Below are 15875 nucleotides of genomic sequence, written 5' to 3' on the forward strand. Positions count from 1 at the left end.
TTGCTCGCGTGGCTGAGGCGATCACGATCCGTCCGACCCATGGCCTACGTCAAGCCTTGCGGAGGAATTCATTCCGGGATGCTCACGAATGGGCGCACGACCGGCGTACCACGACGCGGTCGCCCAGAGGCGGCGCAGCATCTGGTCGAGGAGGTGGAGTGCCCGGCCCGTGAGGGGTGCCGGCCGGTGGGTCGGGCTCCAGTACTGGCTGGTGAGGGCCTCCACCGCGGTGAGGACGTTCGTCCGGTCGCCGACCGTGATCGTCCCCGCCAGGCGTACGTAGTCCCCGGGCAGGGTCCAGCCCGGGTACGTGCGGGCCAGGGTCCGCAGTCCCGGCAGCAGGTCCTGGGACGGGACGGCCGACGGGAAGGCCGCCGCGAGCGCCGCCAGAGCCATGCGGACGCCGGCGTGCTCGGTCTCCCAGCGCGCCAGGAGCTGCGGAAGGGCGGCCTCGACCGCGGCCCGGGCGCGTGCCTCGGCGCGAGGATCCGCGTGGGGAGGCGTCTCGGGCCAGCATGCGGCCTCCTGCCGGTCGGTCACGGTCGCGATGGAGAACAGGAAGGACACCAGCGACATCCGCTCGCGCGGGGGAACACGGTCGTCGGTCGCGAGCGCCACGAGAAGGGGCACGCCCTCGTGCGTGTGCCCGTTGCAGGTTCCTTGGTGGAGGATCTCGTGGGAGAAGTCGCTCAGGAACTCCTCGTCGGAGTCGAAGGGGGTGTCGGTGAGCAAGAGCCACGCGTGCGCGGGGGCCGGCCTGCCGGCGAAGCGGTCGGTCATCACGGTGCGGAAGATCTCGCGCAGGCGCGGTTCGCTGCTCGGAGTCGACGGGGCGGCGGCCATGGCCGACACCCTAAGGGTGTCCGCCACGTGGCGCGGTCCGCCCGGGTGGCGGACGGCCGTGAATGGTCTGGACCGGTGGGCGGGCGGGTCGGAGACTGCGGGGATGGACCGGTTCCCGCACACCCGTTTCCCCGATCTGCCCCTGCACCGGCTTGAGGTACCCCTCCCCCACCTGCTGCCCTTCGCCATCGGGACGTTCGACACCATCGGCCCGCTGTCGCGCGCCGCCTTCCCCCACCGGCACACCTTCTACGAGATCGTCTACGTGACCGGCGGGAGCGGTGCGCACGTGCTGGACCTGGTCCGGCGGCCGGTGGAGCCCCCGCAGCTGTGCGTGATCGCCCCCGGTCAGGTCCATCACTGGGACGGGGGCGAGCAGCTCACCGGGCACGTGGTGCTCTTCAACGAGGACTTCCTCCTGCCCCACGCCGACGACGCGTCCGCCCTGCGGGCGCTGGCCGGACGGCCCGGGCATCCGGCCGGTGACCAGGCCGCGCCGGTCGCCGCGCTCCTGGCCGACATGGGCGGTGAGTACCGGGACCTGCGGCCCGGGTACCAGAACGTGCTGCGCGCCTGCCTGCACATCCTGATCGCCCGGGCCTCCCGGACCCTCGGCCCGACCGGCGCTCCCCGGGCCGCGGCGCGTGACCGGGCCGCGGAGCTGGCCTCGGCCTTCGGCCGGCTGCTCTGCGAGCCCGGCGGGGCGCAGCGGCCGGTGGGCTGGTACGCGCGGGAGCTCGGCGTGTCCGCCGGGCACTTCCAGACGCTCGTGCGGCGGGCCACGGGACGTTCGCCCGGCAGCCTGATCCGGCAGCAGCAGACGCTGGAGGCGAAGAGGCTGCTGGCGGGCAGCGATATGACCGTTCGTCAGATAGCACGGCTGGGCGGCTTCGCGGACCCGGCGTACTTCTGCCGGTTCTTCAGGAGGGAGACCGGAATGTCACCGGGCGAGTTCCGCGGCCGGGCCGGTCTAAATCACCACGATCCCCGGATCGAGTCCATCGCCGACCATCCGGACGGCCCGTAGGTTGGCTGCGAGGTCGCGCTTCATCCCGCCTCCCCACCCCCCCCACCCGCCCCCGCAAGGAGGTCTCGATGCCCGTGCCCGAGGAGTCCACCGGAACCGGAACCGGAAACGGAAACGGAACCGGAGCCGGAACCGAACACCGCGTCAGCCGCAAGGCCGTCCTGCGGGCCGCCGCCGCGCTCGGCGCCGCCCCGCTGCTGATCGGGGCGCCGGTCGCGCTCGCCCGCGAACGAACGGCTCCGGGCGGCGCGCCCCTCGTCCCAACCCCGGAGTGCCACGACGGGGACGGGCCGACGGTGGAGCAGACGGAGGGCCCGTACTTCAAGCCCGACTCCCCGCTGCGGAACTCCCTGATCACCAGCGGTACGCCCGGCACCCGGCTCACCGTCACCGGGTACGTCTTCGGGCGGGCCTGCCGCCCGGTCCCCGGCGTGCTGCTCGACTTCTGGCAGGCGGACGACAACGGCGCGTACGACAACAGCGGCTACGCCTTCCGCGGGCACCAGTTCAGCACGGCGCAGGGCGCGTTCAGCCTGACCACCATCGTTCCGGGGCTCTACCCCGGGCGCACCCGCCACCTGCACGTGAAGCTCCAGGCGCCCGGGCGCCGGGTGGTCACCACCCAGCTGTACTTCCCGGGTGAGCCGCGCAACGGCACGGACTCCCTCTTCGACGGCCGTCTGCTGATGAACGTGCGCCAGGCCGGGCCCGGTCTGGAGGGCACCTTCGACTTCGTCCTGGACGTGGCCCAGGACCCGACCACCCCGCCGACCACTCCCCCGCCGACGACCCCGCCGACCACTCCGCCCACGGGCGCCTGGACCCCGGGCCGGGCGTACCGGGCCGGCGACGGGGTCACGTACGCGGGGGTCGCGTACCGCTGCGTCCAGGCGCACACCGCGGTCACGGGGTGGGAGCCGCCGAACGTCCCGGCGCTCTGGCAGCGCCTCTGAGGCCCGGCGGGAACCCGTAGCCCCGGCCCGCGCCGCGCCGGCCCGCGCCCGCCCGCCCCCGCCCCGGCCCGCCCCGCGCCGCCCCGCCCCGGCCCGCGCCGGCCGTCAGGCGCGCACGTGCAGCCCGAACCCCGTGCGGCCCGCCGGTTCCAGGCCCTCCTTCAGGTGCAGTGAGGGGATCTCGTAGTCGCCGAAGTTCTGCCGCCGGAAGGCGATCGGTTCGGTCGACTCCAGGGTGAGGAGGCGCTGCTCCCAGGCCTTGGCGACGTCCGGGAAGTCCTCTTCGGCCATCCGGTCGGTGCCGTACAGCACGAACGGGGGCAGGACCTCGATGCCCGGGTAGTAGAGGATGCCGTGCTGGAAGGGGAACAGCAGGTCGTCGATGGGGCCGTTGATCCCGCGGGCCGCGTAGTGCGACTCCGGGCCGCCGGTGGTCACCGACAGCAGGGCCCTGCGGCCGGCGAGGGTGCCTTCGCCGAAGCGCTCGCCGTACTTCGTGTCGCTGTGCTCGCCGACCCCGTACGCGAAGCGGTGGGTGAACACCCGGTCCACCCAGCCCTTGAGGATCGCGGGCATCGAGTACCACCACAGCGGGAACTGGAAGACGATCGTGTCGGCCCACAGCAGCTTCTCCTGCTCGGCCAGGACGTCGGGGGTGAGCGTCCCGGCGCTGAAGGCCCGGCCCGAGTCCTGGGCGACCTTCAGCGGGGCGGAGGCCTCGGGGCCGTAGTCTGCGGCGTCCACGACCGCCTTCCAGTTCATCGCGTACAGGTCGCTGACCCGTACCTCGTGGCCCGCCTTCTCCAGGGTGGAGACCGCGAGGTCCTTCAGCGTGCCGTTGAGCGAGTTCGGCTCGGGGTGGGCGTAGACGATCAGCGTCTTCACGGGGGACTCCTTCGTCGGATCGGATGCCCCTGATCCTGGCCTCCCCCGCGCCCCGCGTTCAGGGACGCCGTATCCGTAGGACGGGACTTCCTGGTACTGGCGGGGCCACCCTCAGGGGCGGCGCGGCGGCGATACTGGGCGCATGGACGATCTCGCGGGCTTCCTGCGGACCCGGCGCGCCCGGGTCGACCCGGCGGCGGCCGGCATCCCCGCCGACAGCAGGCGCCGGGTCGAGGGGCTGCGCCGGGAGGAGGTGGCGCACCTGTCGGGGGTGAGCGTCGACTACTACGTGCGCCTGGAGCAGGGCCGGGCCACCCAGCCCTCCGAGCAGGTCCTCGACGCGCTGGCCCGCGTCCTCGGCCTCGACGAGACGGAACGCGGACACCTCCACCGGCTGGCCCGCCAGCGCCGCCGCCGCGCGAAGGCGCCGGGCGGCCGGGTCCGGCCGGAACTGCTGCGCGTGCTCGACCTGGTGACCGGCGCCCCCGCGCTGCTCATGGACCACCGGCTGGACGTGCTCGCCGCGAACCGGCTCGCCGGGCTGTTGTACGGGCGGCCGATACCGGGCCTGAACATCGCCCGGCACATCTTCCTGGAGGAGGACGGGCACGGGCTCTACGCGGAGTGGGAGCCCTGCACCCGCGACGTGGTCGGGCTCCTGCGGCTGGCCGCGGGAAAGTACCCGGAGGACCCCCGCCTGGCCTCGCTGATCGGGGAACTGTCCATGGGCAGCGAACGCTTCCGCCGCCTGTGGGCCCGGGCGGACGTGCGGGCCCGCACCCATGGACGCAAGGTGTACCGGCACCCCCTGGTGGGGCTGCTGGAACTGCACCACGAGAACTTCGCGCTGCCGGACGCGTCGGGCATCGAGCTCCTGGTCCTGTCGGCGGCTCCCGGCACCCCGTCGGAGGACGGCCTGCGGCTGCTGGCGGGCCTGGACACGGACAGCGACGCCCCCCGCCCCCACGAGGTGCCGGCGAAGTAGGCCGTCTCGTGCGGATCGGCGTGTGCGTAAGCGCTCCGCGCTCAGTCGCCGTTCAGGTCCGTGTAGAGCAGGTGGTGGTCCGAGTACGGGCTGGGGTGGACCCGGTGGGTGCGGGGGGTGAGGCCGCGGAGGAAGACGTAGTCGAACTTGAGGTTCCAGTCGGTGGTCGTCGCGCAGGCGTCGGTGGCGGACGTCGTCGAGGGGCGGCAGGCCGGGTCGGTGTCCCGGGCCAGGGCCCACATCGGGGCGAGTTCGGCCGCCTGCGGTACGGCGTTGAAGTCGCCGAGGACGATCGCGCGGTCGTACCGGGCGACTTCCGCGGCGAGCACCCGCACCTGGCCCGCCCGTACCTGCGGCTGCCGGCGCTCGGCGAGGTGGGTGTTGAAGACGCGGACGGGCCGGCCGCCCACCAGCGTGGTGACGGCGAGGTAGCCGCGGGCCTCGGAGCCTCCGTCGGGGTATGCGGCGCTCACCCGGTCCGTCATCGGCGCCGCCGCGAGGATCGCCTGGCCGAAGCCGCCCGGGCGCCACGGCAGGCCTCCGCAGCGGTTCCAGTTCCGCAGGACCGATCCGTACGCGACCCGGTAGACCAGCCCGTAGACCTCCTCCAGGTAGGTGCGGATCTCCTCGACGTCCCGTACGCACGCCTCCTGTAGGCCGATGACCTGCGGCGCCGCCGCGGCGATCTCCTTCGCCCGGCCGAAGTTCCGCCCGCTCCCGCCGCACGGGTTGCAGATGTTCCACGTGCCGGCCCGCTCCGGTACGGCCTCCCCGGCGGCGGCGGAGGGCAGGGGCCGGGCGGCCGGTGCGCTGCCGGGGCCCAGGAGCAGCACCACGCAGACCGCGGTCATCACGCCCGCGGCCCACCGCGCGCCCCTTCTGAGCACCATCGCCTCCCTGAGTCGACGCACATCATCACACGGCGTGCTCGACCCTCGATCGAGGGCGCGATACTTGAAATTCTTACGAGTTTTGCCCAACTGGCCGAAAATTCTTGCCCAATTTGGCGACTGGGGGATTGATGTTTCATCATCATGACTGTGCGTCACGTCCTGGCGCGCACTGAGCAGACGGGGCACCGGGGGGTCCCCGCTCTCGCCGCCGTCGCGGCTCCCTTCCTCTTCCATCACCTAGGCAAAGGCCCATGTCCGCCCAGCAACTCTCGGACCTCATACGTTTCGCCCGTCACAACTCGCCCTTCTACCGGGACCTCTACGCGTCCCTGCCGCCGGACGCCGACCGCCTCACCGACCTGCCGGTGGTCGACCAGCAGGCGTTCTGGGCGGCCAACTCCCCGCTCGACGGCCGCGTGCTGACCGGCCCGCTCAGCGAGGCCACGGTCTACAAGACCGGCGGCACCACCGGGTCACCCAAGTTCTCCGTCTACACGCGTGACGAGTGGCGCACCTTCGTCACCGCCTTCGGCCAGGGGCTCGTGGACACCGGTCTGCGCCCGGGGCACCGCGTCGCCGACCTCTTCTACGCCGGGGAGCTGTACGCCAGCTTCCTCTTCGTCCTCGACTCCCTCGCCCACGCCCCCGTGGACAACGTCCGCCTGCCCATCAGCGGCGGCGCGCCGCTGGAGTCGACGATCCCCACGCTGCGCGATCTCGCCGCCCAGGTCCTGGCCGGCACGCCGACCACCCTGTGCCGGCTCGCCGAGCAGGTCGTGTCCGCCGGCGTCCGGCTCGACTCCGTGGAGCTGCTCCTCTTCGGCGGCGAGGCCCTCTTCGACGACCAGCGGCGCCTGCTGGCCACCGCGTTCCCGCGCGCCGAGGCCCGTTCCATCGGATACGCCAGCGTCGACGCGGGCCTGCTCGGTCACCCCGTACCCGGCCCCGACGCACGCGTGCACCGCGCCTTCACCCCGTACTCGGTCGTCGAGATCCTCGACGACTCCACCGACGAGCCCATCACCGAACCGGGCCGGCCCGGCCGGGTCGTGGTCACCAGCCTCTTCCGCCGCCTCATGCCGATCATCCGCTACCCGGCGGGCGACCGCGCCGAGTGGACCGGCACGGGGCCCGGCCACTTCCGGATCCTCGGCCGGGCGGAGGAGGGCGTACGGGTGGGGCCCGTCTCCCTCTACACCCAGGACGCCCAGGCCGCCGTGGCCACGGCCGACACCGAGGGGCACGTCGTCGGCATGCAGCTCGTCGTCCGCCGCTGGGACGGCCGCGACGGGCTCGTCCTGCGGCTGGCCGCGGCTCCCGGCGGGCAGCACGGCCGGGACGAGCTGGCCGGGGCCGTCGTCTCGCGGCTGGAGCGGGTGCGGCCGCTGTATCCGGACAGCGTGCGCGCCGGGTTCGTGCACCCGATGGCCGTGGAGTGGGTGCGCCACCGCGACCTCGCCGTCAACCCGCGCTCGGGCAAGCTCGTCCGGGTCCTCGACGAGAGGCCGACCGCATGACCGCCACCGTCCCGCCCCTGACGGAGAACGCCGCCGGCCGGCGGCGCGTTCCGCTGGTCCTGCGCAACCGGGCCTTCGGCGCCGTGTGGCTCGGCCAGGTCCTCACCCAGGCCGCCGTACGGATGTTCCAGGTCGGCACGGCCTGGTGGATCGTCGCCTACGCCGTCCACGACGCACGGGGACTGGCCTCCGGGCTGTTCATGGCGGCCTGCACCCTGCCCGCCGTGGCGCTGGCGCCCGTCGTGGCCTCGGCGGTCGCCCGGTTCGCGCACCGTTCGCTGCTGCGGACCGCCGCCGCCCTGGCCGGGGCCGCCTCCGGTGCCCTCGCGGCCTGGGCGTACGCCGGTGGCCCGCCGCTCGCCACCGTGTACGCGGCCGGTCTCGCCCTCGCCGCCTGCCAGGCGTTCTTCGACCCCTGCCTGACCACCTCGGTACCCGAACTCGTCGACGACGCCGACATCGAGGCCGCCACCGGCTTCGAGCTGTCCACCCAGTCCCTGGCCGGCCTCGGCGGCGCGCTGCTCGGCGCCCTGACCGTCGACCGGGCCGGCGTGGCCGGGCTGGCCGCCGGCTGCGCGGCCGCCTACCTCGGCGCCGCGCTCCTCGTGACGGGCGCCCGCTTCCGTACCGTCGCCCCGCCGGGCGCCGGGGACGACGCGCCGGCGGGCCCCGCCGAGCGGCGCACGCTGCGCCGCATCCTCGGGGGACTCCCCTACGTGCGGCGGATCCTGGTGTGCTTCACCGCGGCCAACCTCTTCACCACGGCCGTGTTCGTCGTCATCCCCCTCTACACCCGCTCCGTCCTCGCGGGCGGTGGGGGCACCGTGGCCCTGCTGGAGGCCTCGCTGGGCACGGGCGCGCTGATCGGATCCTTCACCGGCACCCGCGTGCCGGGACGGCCCACGGTCGCCGGTGCCTGGTGCCTGGGCCTGATGGCCCTCGCCCTCGCGCTGCCGGGGCTGGTCGCGCACCGGCCCGTCGTCGCGGGCTGTCTGGCCGTGGCCGGCTGGTGTGCCGGCGCCGTCAGCGTCCGCTTCGTGGCCCTCTTCCAGCGGCTGGTGCCGCCGGCTGACAAACCCGGCTTCTTCGCCGTGATGCAGGCCGTCCTGGGTGCCTCCCTGCCGGTGGCCTCCCTGGCCTTCGGCTTCGCCGGTGACTTCGTCTCCCCGCAGAGCTTGTGCCTGGTGCAGGGCGCCGGACTGGTGCCCGCGGCCTGCGCCCTGGCGCTGCTGAAGTCCCCCACGACCGTGCCGGCCGCCGGAGGTGAGAGGTGAGCCCCGCCGTCGTCACCCCCCTCGTCACCGCCGCCGCACGCCCGGACATCGCCGAACTGCGCCAGCTCTACTACGCCGTCTACGGGCCCCACTACCCCGTGGCCCTCGGCACCGACCCGGCCGAGATGGCCCGGCTCATCGAGGACCCGTACTCCCTGTGGCTCGTCGGCCGCTGCCCCGGCACCGGGGCCCTGACCGGGTCCGCCGCCATCCACGGTGAGGCGGGCAGCCGCATCGGCCGCCTGGAGGGGATCGCCGTGCACCCCGAGCACCGCTCGGCGGGGCTGGCCGCCACCCTCACCGAGGCCCTGTGCGCGGGCATGCTGGACACGGGGCGGCTGGACTCGGTGTACGCGACCGTGCGCACCGTCAGCGCCGGCCCGCAGCGCGTCGTCGCGCGCAACGGCTTCCGCCCGCTGGGCATCCTGCCCAACGCGGTGGATCTCCGCAGCCGCGAGAGCCTCGCACTCTACGCGCGTCACTCCGCCGGGGTGCTGGACCGGCGGATCCCCGTCACCGAAGTCCCCGCCCCGCTCCTGCCGTTGCTGCGCACCGCCGGGGCCGCACTGGGCGTCGACTACTCCGGGGTGCGGGCCACCACCGCCCCGCGCCCGGCGCCGGCCGGGCCACAGGGCGCCGGAGACCGGCTGGAACTGATCGAGGCACCGGCCTTCGTCCGCCGCCGCTTCCGCGAGCGGTTCCCGAGCGCCGACGGCTGGTTCTACCCGCTGCACACCCCGAACGTGCTGCTCACGCCCGAGGACGGCCGGTTCGAGGTCTACGCCTACCTCAACCGCGCCGGAGGCTACTGCTCCCTGCTGACCGCCCACCCCGACCCGGCCGCCGCGGCCGCCTGCCTCGAACCCGTCACCCGGGCCCTGGCCCGCGCGGGCGCGGGCTACGTCGAGGCGCTGGTGCCGCTCGCGCACCACGAGGTCCTCTCGGCCTTCCTGTCCGAGGGGTTCGTCGCCGGGGCCGTCTACCCGGCGATGCGCGCGGACGGCGACGGCTTCCACGACTACGCCGTCCTGTCCCGCTCCGGCGAGCGCGTCGACTTCCGCGGCGTAGCCGTCGAACCGCCCCTCCAGCCCTATCTGGACTGCTACGTGTCGGCCTGGGCGTCGGCACACCTGCCCACACCATCCGAGGTTGCCCCATGAACCCCCATCTCGCGCCGGTCGCCGTACCCGACCCGGCCCTCCTGCCGCACGTACAGCGGCTGTGCGACCTGACCGACCCGTACGCGTGCGGACCCGCCGAGGACGAGCTGTTCGCCGCCGCCATGGCCGAGTCCAACGCCTGGCACGCCGAGCGCTCCCCCTTCTTCCGCTCCCTGTACGAGGCCACTCCCCCGGCACGGCCGTACCGGACGCCGCTCGTCCACGCGAACTTCTTCAAGCGGCACGAGGTCCTCTCCATCCCCCGCGAGGACGTCGAGCTGCACCTGACCTCGTCCGGCACCACCGGCCAGAAGTCGCAGATGTTCTTCGACCACTGGACCATCCGCTCCGCCCAGCGGATGGTCGCCCGGATCTTCGAGCGCCACGGCTGGATCACCCCCGACCAGGAGGTCAACTACCTCCTGTACAGCTACGAACCGGCCCCCTCGCTCAACCTCGGGACCGCCTTCACCGACAACTACCTGTGCGACTTCGCCCCGGCGCGCAGCGTGGCGTACGCCCTGCGCGACACCGGCGGCGGCCACGAGTTCGACCCCTTCGGCTGCGTCGCCGCGCTGCGCCGCTTCGAGCGGGAGGACGCCCCGGTCCGCATCCTCGGCTTCCCGGCCTTCCTCTTCTTCACCCTGGAGCGGATGCGCGCCATGGGGCTGCCCCCGCTGCGCCTGCCCGAGGGCTCCCTCGTCGTCCTCGGCGGCGGCTGGAAGGGGCACGCCGACCGGCGCGTCGAGAAGGAGGAGCTGTACGCCCGCGTCACCGAGCAGCTCGGCATCCCGGGCGAGCGGATCCGGGACACCTTCGGGTCGGTGGAGCACTGCGTCCCGTACATCGAGTGCGACCACCACCGGCTGCACGCCCCCGTCTGGTCGCGGGTGACGATCCGCTCCACACGCACGCTCGAACCCCTGCCGTACGGGGAGCGGGGCTACCTGCACCTCGTCTCGCCGTACATCACCTCGGTGCCGGCGCAGAGCGTGGTCATGGGCGACCTCGCCTCCCTCCAGCCGGGCGAGGCCTGCGGGTGCGAGCTGGCGACCCCCTGGTTCACCGTCCACGGCCGTGCCGGGGTGAGCCGCAACCGCAGCTGCGCGGTGGCCGCAGCGGAACTGATGAAGGGCATGGCGTGACCATGACGGAGACGACCAACGAGGCCACCGCGTACGAGCGGCACGGCGGTGGCGGCGACGCCCCTCACTTCTGGCAGGGTGACTTCATCGGCGACGAGGAGGCCGGGCGCCGGCTCACCGAGCTGCCCGCCGCCGTCGAGGCCGCGCTGGCCACGGTGCTGGAGACCGAGACCGTACTGGCCGCCTGCGACGCCCTCGCCGCCGCCCTGTGCGACCCGGCCCACCCGGTCCGCGCCCGGCTCGCCGCGCACCTGCCCGCCGGAGAGGACCCGGCCGTCCTCGCCGAGCTCGGCGGCCTGCTGAGCCGACGGGAGCTGACCCGCAAGCTGCGCCGCGAGCTGGGGAGCGCGACCCCCGGCCGGCTGAACCGGGCCGATCCGCGCGAGACGGTCTACGAGGCGTGGGCACCCGTCGGTCTGGTCGTCCACGTCGCCCCCGGCAACGCCGCGACGGTCGCGCCGCTGAGCGTCGTCGAGGGGCTGCTCGCCGGGAACGTCAACGTCCTCAAGACCAGCGGCGCCGACACCCTCCTGACCCAGCACCTGATGGCCGAGCTCGCCGCCCTCGATCCCAGCGGCGCGCTCGCCGCACGGGTCGTCGTCCTGCGCTTCCCGTCCTCCCGGCAGGAGTGGCTGCGCCTGATGTGCGCGCCCGCGGACGCCGTGGCCGTGTGGGGCGGGGAAGGGGCCGTCGAAGGGGTCGCGGCCCATGTGCCGGCCGGGTGCCGGCTGGTGGAGTGGGGTCACCGGATCTCCTTCGCGTACCTGACGGGCGACGTCTGGTCGGACGACGCGACGCTCGGGGCGCTCGCGGACGACGTGTGCCTGTACGAGCAGCAGGCCTGCTCCAGCCCCCAGGTGGTTTACCTCGACACCGAGGACGAGGAGGAGGTGTTCGCCTTCGCCGAGCGGTTCGCCGCGGTCCTCGCGGACCGCCCGCCGGCCGTGGCCACCGGCCCGGCGGGCGAGCCGGACCCGGCCGAGGCCGCCGAGCTGACCACGACCGAGCTGGTGGCCCGGCTGGAGGAACACCTCGGGCTGACCCGGGTGTTCGCCGCGCCCGACGGCTCGTGGCGGGTCATGGCCGACACCCGCTCGCCCCTCACCGCCTCGCCGCTGCACCGCAGCGTGTGGGTCAAGCCGCTGCCCCGCGAGCGGCTGATCGCCACCCTGCGCCCGATGCGCCGCTACCTGCAGACGGCGGGCCTGGCGGGCAGCCGGGCCGACGTCGCCGAGCTCTCCCGTACCGCACTGGCCGCGGGCGTCACCCGTGTCACACCGGTCGGCGCCATGCACGCCAGCTACGCGGGCGAGCCGCACGACGGGGTCTACGCCCTCCAGCGCTACAGCCGCCGCGTCGCCGTCCAGGCCGACCCGCAGCGGTTCGCCACCACCGCCTGCCTCGACGACCTGGTCCGGCCCGTCGTCCTGCCGCAGCCGACGGGCCCGCTGCTGGGCAAGGAGGACGTGCAGGGGCCGGCGCGGGAGCTGGCCCGGGCCGACGCCGAGCTCTACTTCCGCAGCGGCGGCAGCACGAGCGCCCCCGCCCTGTCGGTGTTCAGCTACGACGACTACGACACCCAGATGCACGCCGCCGCCCGCGGCCTGCTCGCCGCGGGCTACGACCCGGTCGGGGACCGCACCGCCAACCTCTTCTACTGCGGCGGCATGTACGGCAGCTTCATCAGCTTCTTCTCCGTCCTCGAACGGCTCGGCGGCGTGCAGCTGCCCCTGTCCGCGGGCCCGGACCACCGGGCCACGGCCCGGACCATCGTCGAGCACCGGGCCGACACCCTCTTCGGCATGCCCTCCTACCTGTGGCAGCTGCTGCGCGCGGAGGGGGAGACGCTGCGCGCGTACGGGGGCCTGCGCAAGGTCTTCTACGGCGGGGAGCACTTCACCGAGGAGCAGCGGCGCACGCTGGAGACGGAGTTCGGCATCGAGGTCGTCCGCTCGATCACCTACGGCAGCACCGACCTCGGCCCGTTGGGCTACCAGTGCGCGGACAGCTCCGGCGGCGTCCACCACCTGCACGCCGACCTCCACACCCTGGAGATCGTGGACCCGGCCGAGGACCGGCCGGTGGCCCCGGGCGAGACGGGGCGGCTGGTGTTCACCACGCACGCCCGGCGCGGCCAGCGGCTGGGCCGCTACCTGATCGGCGACCTGGGCCGGGAGGTCCCGGGCCGCTGTCCGTGCGGCCGGCGCGCGCCCCGCTTCGAGCTGATGGGGCGCACCGGTGACGTGATGCGGGTGGCGACGTACTTCCTCAACCACCGCCGCTTCCTGGCCCTGGCCGAGGAGCAGGGCGGGCACCGGGGCGAGTTGCAGGTCAGGCTCGACGGCACGGACGCGCGCGAGCGGCTGACCGTCCGCGTGGAGCGGACGCCGGCGACGGACCCGGAGCGGCTGCGGGAGGTCTTCCTGTCCGGCTACCCGGAACTGCGCTCGGCGGTGACGGAGCGGCTGCTGGACCTGGTGGTCGAGGCGGTGGACGGCGCGTCGCTGGACCGCAGTCCGGCGAGCGGCAAGCTGCTGGCGGTGGTGGACGCCCGCCGCTAGCGCCCGGTGCCGGCCTCCTGCCCTGGTCTGAGGACCGGGGCAGGAGGCCGACGGGTGATACGCCGGTCAGCGGTCGAGGGGTTCGTGGGCGCGCTCCGGCAGCCGCAGGTACACCGCCGAGGAGCACAGGCACAGCACGGCGACGTACCAGGGGAACAGGCCGGGCCTGCCCAGTTCCTGGAGCAGCGTGCCGATGTACGGGGCCGTGCCGCCGAAGAGCGCGACCGTCAGCGAGTACGGGAAGCCGATGCCCGCCGCCCGTACCCGGGCCGGGAAGACCTCCGCGTTCACGGCCGCCGAAACCGAGGTGAAGCCGGTGAGCAGCACCATGCCGGCGCACTGGACGAGCAGCAGGGAGCCGAACGAGCCGTCCAGCGCGCGCAGCAGCGGTACGACGAGCAGGGCGAAGCCGAGTCCGAAGAACAGCAGGCACGGCTTGCGTCCGAAGCGGTCGGACAGCAGCCCGCCGACCGGCTGGAGCAGGGTGAAGAGGGCCAGGGACAGCGTCCCGGCGAGCAGGGCGTCGCCCTTGGCGATGCCGGTCTCGAGCTCGGCGTACGTCGGCAGGTAGGAGGTCCACGTGTAGTAGGCGAGGGTGCCGCCGGCCGTGATGCCGGCGATCAGAAGCGAGGCACGGGGGTGGTGCCGGAGCGCGTCGAAGAGGCCGGGGCGGGGGCGGCCGCCGACGGGGCGGGCGGCGAGGGTCTCCTCGGCGCCGCGCCGGATCCAGAACCCGGCGAGGCTGAGGACGGCGCCGAGCAGGAAGGGCACGCGCCACCCCCAGCCGTTCATGGCGTCCTCGGGGAGCCGGGCCACGAGCAGCGCGGCCAGGCCGGAGGCGGCGAGCTGGCCGATGGAGGTGGAGACGTACTGGAACGAGGAGAACAGACCCCGGCGGCCGGGCCCGGCGGACTCCACGAGGAAGGTGGTCGAGGCGGCGAACTCCCCGCCGACGGACAGTCCCTGGAGCAGCCGCGCGGCGACGAGCACGACCGGGGAGAGCACGCCGACGGCCGTGTAGGCCGGGGTGAGGCCGACCAGCAGACTGCTGCCGCCCATGAGCAGGATGGTCACGGTCAGCGCGGTACGCCGCCCCCGCCGGTCGGCGATCGCACCCATCAGGAGCCCGCCGACGGGGCGCATGAAGAAGCCGACGGCGAAGACGGCGAAGGTGGAGAGCAGCGGGACGAGGGAGTCCCCGGCGTGGGAGGGGAAGACCTGCCGGGCGATGTGGGTGGCGAGGAAGGTGTAGGCGTACCAGTCGTACCACTCGACGGCGTTGCCGACGGAGGCGGCCAGCAGCTGGCGTAAGGGGCGGCGGGGAGGGGAGGGGGTGGACGCCGCGTCCTCTGTCCCTGACCCTGACCCTGTCTCTATCTCTGTCATGACCACGCTCTTCCCACCGGCAACAGCCGTCACGCCACGGGCCGGTGTCAGTGGCTGCTGGGAACATCGAGGCATGACTGACCGGACTGCTGCGATCACCGCCTACTGGGACGCCGCCTCGGCGGCCTTCGACGACGAGCCCGACCACGGGATGCGGGCCGCCCCCACACGCGCCGCGTGGGCCCGGCGCCTGCGTTCCTGGATGCCGCCCGGGCCGGCCGACGTGCTCGACATCGGCTGCGGGACCGGGTCCATGTCCTTGCTGGTCGCCGGGTCCGGACACCGGGTGACCGGGGTCGACCTGGCTCCCCGGATGATCGAGCGGGCGCTGGCGAAGTTCGGCGCCGCCGGACTCGAAGGCCGTTTCCTGGTGGGTGACGCCATGGCGCCTCCGACGGGGGACGGGCGGTTCGACGTCGTGCTGGCCCGGCATCTGGTGTGGACCCTGCCCGATCCGGAGGCCGCGCTGCGGGAGTGGGTGGCGCGCCTGCGTCCGGGTGGCCGGCTGGTGCTGGTCGAGGGGCGGTGGCGGGAGGCGGGTCAGAGCGGGGTGCCGTACGTGGCGGGCGCCGCGTCACTGCCGTGGAACGGCGGAATCGGCGCGGAGGACCTGGCCGCGGCCGTACGCCCGCTCGTCTCCGCCCTCCGCGTCGAACCGCTCAGCGGCGACCCGGACCTGTGGGGCGGCGAGGTGGACGACGAACGCTATGCCCTGATCGCCGGCCTCTGACCCCGGGGACCCGGGCCGCCGCCCGCCCTCGGAGGCCTCGGCCCCTCCACCCGCTTCCCGTCGGCCCTTGAGTGGCTGCCGGGAACCTCGTCACACAGCCGACAGCACCGCGACCGTGAGAGGGGACTTCATGCGCGTACGTCACGCACTCATAGGCATGGCTCTGGGGAGTGCGCTCGTCCTGGGAGGTACCGCCGTGACCGCCGAGGCGGCCGTGCCGGCACGAAGCGCGGCGGCGGACCCGTCGTGGCACTGGTCCGGCTACTACGCGACCCAAGCCGAATGCCAGGCCGCCGGCCAGGCCACCGGCGCCCAGAAATTCACCTGCCAGTTCTTCGTCTTCGACACGCTGATCCGCGGGTGGATCCTGAACACCTGGTACTGAGACGCCCGCCCGGCGGCCCGGGAGCGTTCGGCGCGGCCGGGCCGCCGTCAGCCGGCCTGCGGGGCACCCTGCCCCGAGTGGTCGAGGGAGGTGCCGAAAACAGCCCTGTGGCGGGGGTGCGGTACGAGGTA

General features: G+C 73.9%; 14 protein-coding genes. 10 read left to right on the forward strand and 4 right to left on the reverse strand.

All coding sequences use genetic code 11. The features are described 5' to 3' along the window. Positions 1-21: 21 nt before the first annotated feature. Positions 22-843, reverse strand: coding sequence for a hypothetical protein (locus ABT403_RS33445; protein WP_344152274.1), 822 nt, complete (start codon positions 841-843; stop codon positions 22-24). Between the two features lie 103 nt (positions 844-946). On the opposite strand from ABT403_RS33445, the gene ABT403_RS33450 reads away from it, so the two are divergent. Continuing rightward, positions 947-1870: an AraC family transcriptional regulator gene (locus ABT403_RS33450; RefSeq protein ID WP_344152277.1), complete on the forward strand. Its 924-nt coding sequence runs from the start codon at positions 947-949 to the stop codon at positions 1868-1870. Between the two features lie 68 nt (positions 1871-1938). Then, complete coding sequence (locus ABT403_RS33455; RefSeq protein ID WP_344152280.1) at positions 1939-2823, forward strand: dioxygenase family protein; 885 nt, start codon at positions 1939-1941, stop codon at positions 2821-2823. A 105-nt stretch (positions 2824-2928) separates the two neighbouring features. On the opposite strand, the gene ABT403_RS33460 is transcribed toward ABT403_RS33455, so the two are convergent. Then, the gene (locus ABT403_RS33460) at positions 2929-3708 is read right to left on the reverse strand and encodes an NAD(P)H-dependent oxidoreductase (RefSeq protein WP_344152283.1); all 780 of its coding nucleotides are present in this window, start codon (positions 3706-3708) and stop codon (positions 2929-2931) included. Between the two features lie 142 nt (positions 3709-3850). Between ABT403_RS33460 and ABT403_RS33465 the strand changes: the two genes are divergently transcribed. Then, positions 3851-4693, forward strand: coding sequence for a helix-turn-helix transcriptional regulator (locus ABT403_RS33465; RefSeq protein ID WP_344152286.1), 843 nt, complete (start codon positions 3851-3853; stop codon positions 4691-4693). A gap of 41 nt (positions 4694-4734) precedes the next feature. On the opposite strand, the gene ABT403_RS33470 is transcribed toward ABT403_RS33465, so the two are convergent. Next, positions 4735-5583, reverse strand: a complete 849-nt coding sequence (locus ABT403_RS33470; protein WP_344152288.1) for an endonuclease/exonuclease/phosphatase family protein — start codon at positions 5581-5583, stop codon at positions 4735-4737. A gap of 254 nt (positions 5584-5837) precedes the next feature. Between ABT403_RS33470 and ABT403_RS33475 the strand changes: the two genes are divergently transcribed. The 5 genes from ABT403_RS33475 to ABT403_RS33495 are packed head-to-tail and all read left to right on the forward strand — an operon-like array spanning position 5838 to position 13243. Then, positions 5838-7103 (forward strand): phenylacetate--CoA ligase family protein, encoded by a 1266-nt coding sequence (locus ABT403_RS33475; RefSeq protein ID WP_344152290.1) that lies wholly within the window; start codon positions 5838-5840, stop codon positions 7101-7103. Continuing rightward, on the forward strand, positions 7100-8377 hold the full coding sequence (locus ABT403_RS33480; protein ID WP_344152292.1) for an MFS transporter: 1278 nt from the start codon (positions 7100-7102) through the stop codon (positions 8375-8377). Before ABT403_RS33475 ends, ABT403_RS33480 begins: the two co-directional genes overlap by 4 nt. After that, the gene (locus tag ABT403_RS33485) at positions 8374-9537 is read left to right on the forward strand and encodes a GNAT family N-acetyltransferase (protein ID WP_344152295.1); all 1164 of its coding nucleotides are present in this window, start codon (positions 8374-8376) and stop codon (positions 9535-9537) included. The genes ABT403_RS33480 and ABT403_RS33485 overlap by 4 nt, the downstream gene beginning before the upstream one ends. Then, entirely contained in the window at positions 9534-10682 is a 1149-nt protein-coding gene (locus tag ABT403_RS33490; RefSeq protein WP_344152297.1) for a LuxE/PaaK family acyltransferase, read from the forward strand. Before ABT403_RS33485 ends, ABT403_RS33490 begins: the two co-directional genes overlap by 4 nt. Before the next feature lie 2 nt (positions 10683-10684). Then, entirely contained in the window at positions 10685-13243 is a 2559-nt protein-coding gene (locus ABT403_RS33495; protein WP_344152299.1) for an acyl-CoA reductase, read from the forward strand. A 66-nt stretch (positions 13244-13309) separates the two neighbouring features. Here the strand turns inward: ABT403_RS33495 and ABT403_RS33500 are convergent, their stop codons facing one another. Continuing rightward, entirely contained in the window at positions 13310-14629 is a 1320-nt protein-coding gene (locus ABT403_RS33500; protein ID WP_344152302.1) for an MFS transporter, read from the reverse strand. A 73-nt stretch (positions 14630-14702) separates the two neighbouring features. Here ABT403_RS33500 and ABT403_RS33505 point away from each other — a divergent pair, with 73 nt between their 5' ends. Together ABT403_RS33505 and ABT403_RS33510 are read left to right on the forward strand one after the other, a co-directional pair. Then, positions 14703-15359 carry a class I SAM-dependent methyltransferase gene (locus ABT403_RS33505; protein WP_344152305.1) on the forward strand — a complete coding sequence of 219 codons (657 nt, stop codon included), beginning with the start codon at positions 14703-14705 and terminating at the stop codon, positions 15357-15359. A gap of 130 nt (positions 15360-15489) precedes the next feature. Next, positions 15490-15744: a hypothetical protein gene (locus ABT403_RS33510; protein WP_344152308.1), complete on the forward strand. Its 255-nt coding sequence runs from the start codon at positions 15490-15492 to the stop codon at positions 15742-15744. The last annotated feature ends 131 nt before the right edge of the window (positions 15745-15875 follow it).

Origin of the sequence: Streptomyces sp. NPDC000075 (assembly GCF_040301925.1) — a bacterium.
In the GTDB taxonomy this organism is placed as follows: domain Bacteria; phylum Actinomycetota; class Actinomycetes; order Streptomycetales; family Streptomycetaceae; genus Streptomyces; species Streptomyces polychromogenes.

Bases quoted from the DNA above. Each gene is read 5' to 3' on its own strand.
- ABT403_RS33475 (WP_344152290.1), top strand. From the start codon at position 5,838: ATGTCCGCCCAGCAACTCTCGGACCTCATACGTTTCGCCCGTCACAAC.
- ABT403_RS33500 (WP_344152302.1), bottom strand. From the start codon at position 14,629: ATGACAGAGATAGAGACAGGGTCAGGGTCAGGGACAGAGGACGCGGCG.
- ABT403_RS33495 (WP_344152299.1), top strand. From the start codon at position 10,685: ATGACGGAGACGACCAACGAGGCCACCGCGTACGAGCGGCACGGCGGT.
- ABT403_RS33455 (WP_344152280.1), top strand. From the start codon at position 1,939: ATGCCCGTGCCCGAGGAGTCCACCGGAACCGGAACCGGAAACGGAAAC.
- ABT403_RS33465 (WP_344152286.1), top strand. From the start codon at position 3,851: ATGGACGATCTCGCGGGCTTCCTGCGGACCCGGCGCGCCCGGGTCGAC.
- ABT403_RS33490 (WP_344152297.1), top strand. From the start codon at position 9,534: ATGAACCCCCATCTCGCGCCGGTCGCCGTACCCGACCCGGCCCTCCTG.
- ABT403_RS33445 (WP_344152274.1), bottom strand. From the start codon at position 843: ATGGCCGCCGCCCCGTCGACTCCGAGCAGCGAACCGCGCCTGCGCGAG.
- ABT403_RS33505 (WP_344152305.1), top strand. From the start codon at position 14,703: ATGACTGACCGGACTGCTGCGATCACCGCCTACTGGGACGCCGCCTCG.
- ABT403_RS33470 (WP_344152288.1), bottom strand. From the start codon at position 5,583: ATGGTGCTCAGAAGGGGCGCGCGGTGGGCCGCGGGCGTGATGACCGCG.
- ABT403_RS33510 (WP_344152308.1), top strand. From the start codon at position 15,490: ATGCGCGTACGTCACGCACTCATAGGCATGGCTCTGGGGAGTGCGCTC.
- ABT403_RS33480 (WP_344152292.1), top strand. From the start codon at position 7,100: ATGACCGCCACCGTCCCGCCCCTGACGGAGAACGCCGCCGGCCGGCGG.
- ABT403_RS33450 (WP_344152277.1), top strand. From the start codon at position 947: ATGGACCGGTTCCCGCACACCCGTTTCCCCGATCTGCCCCTGCACCGG.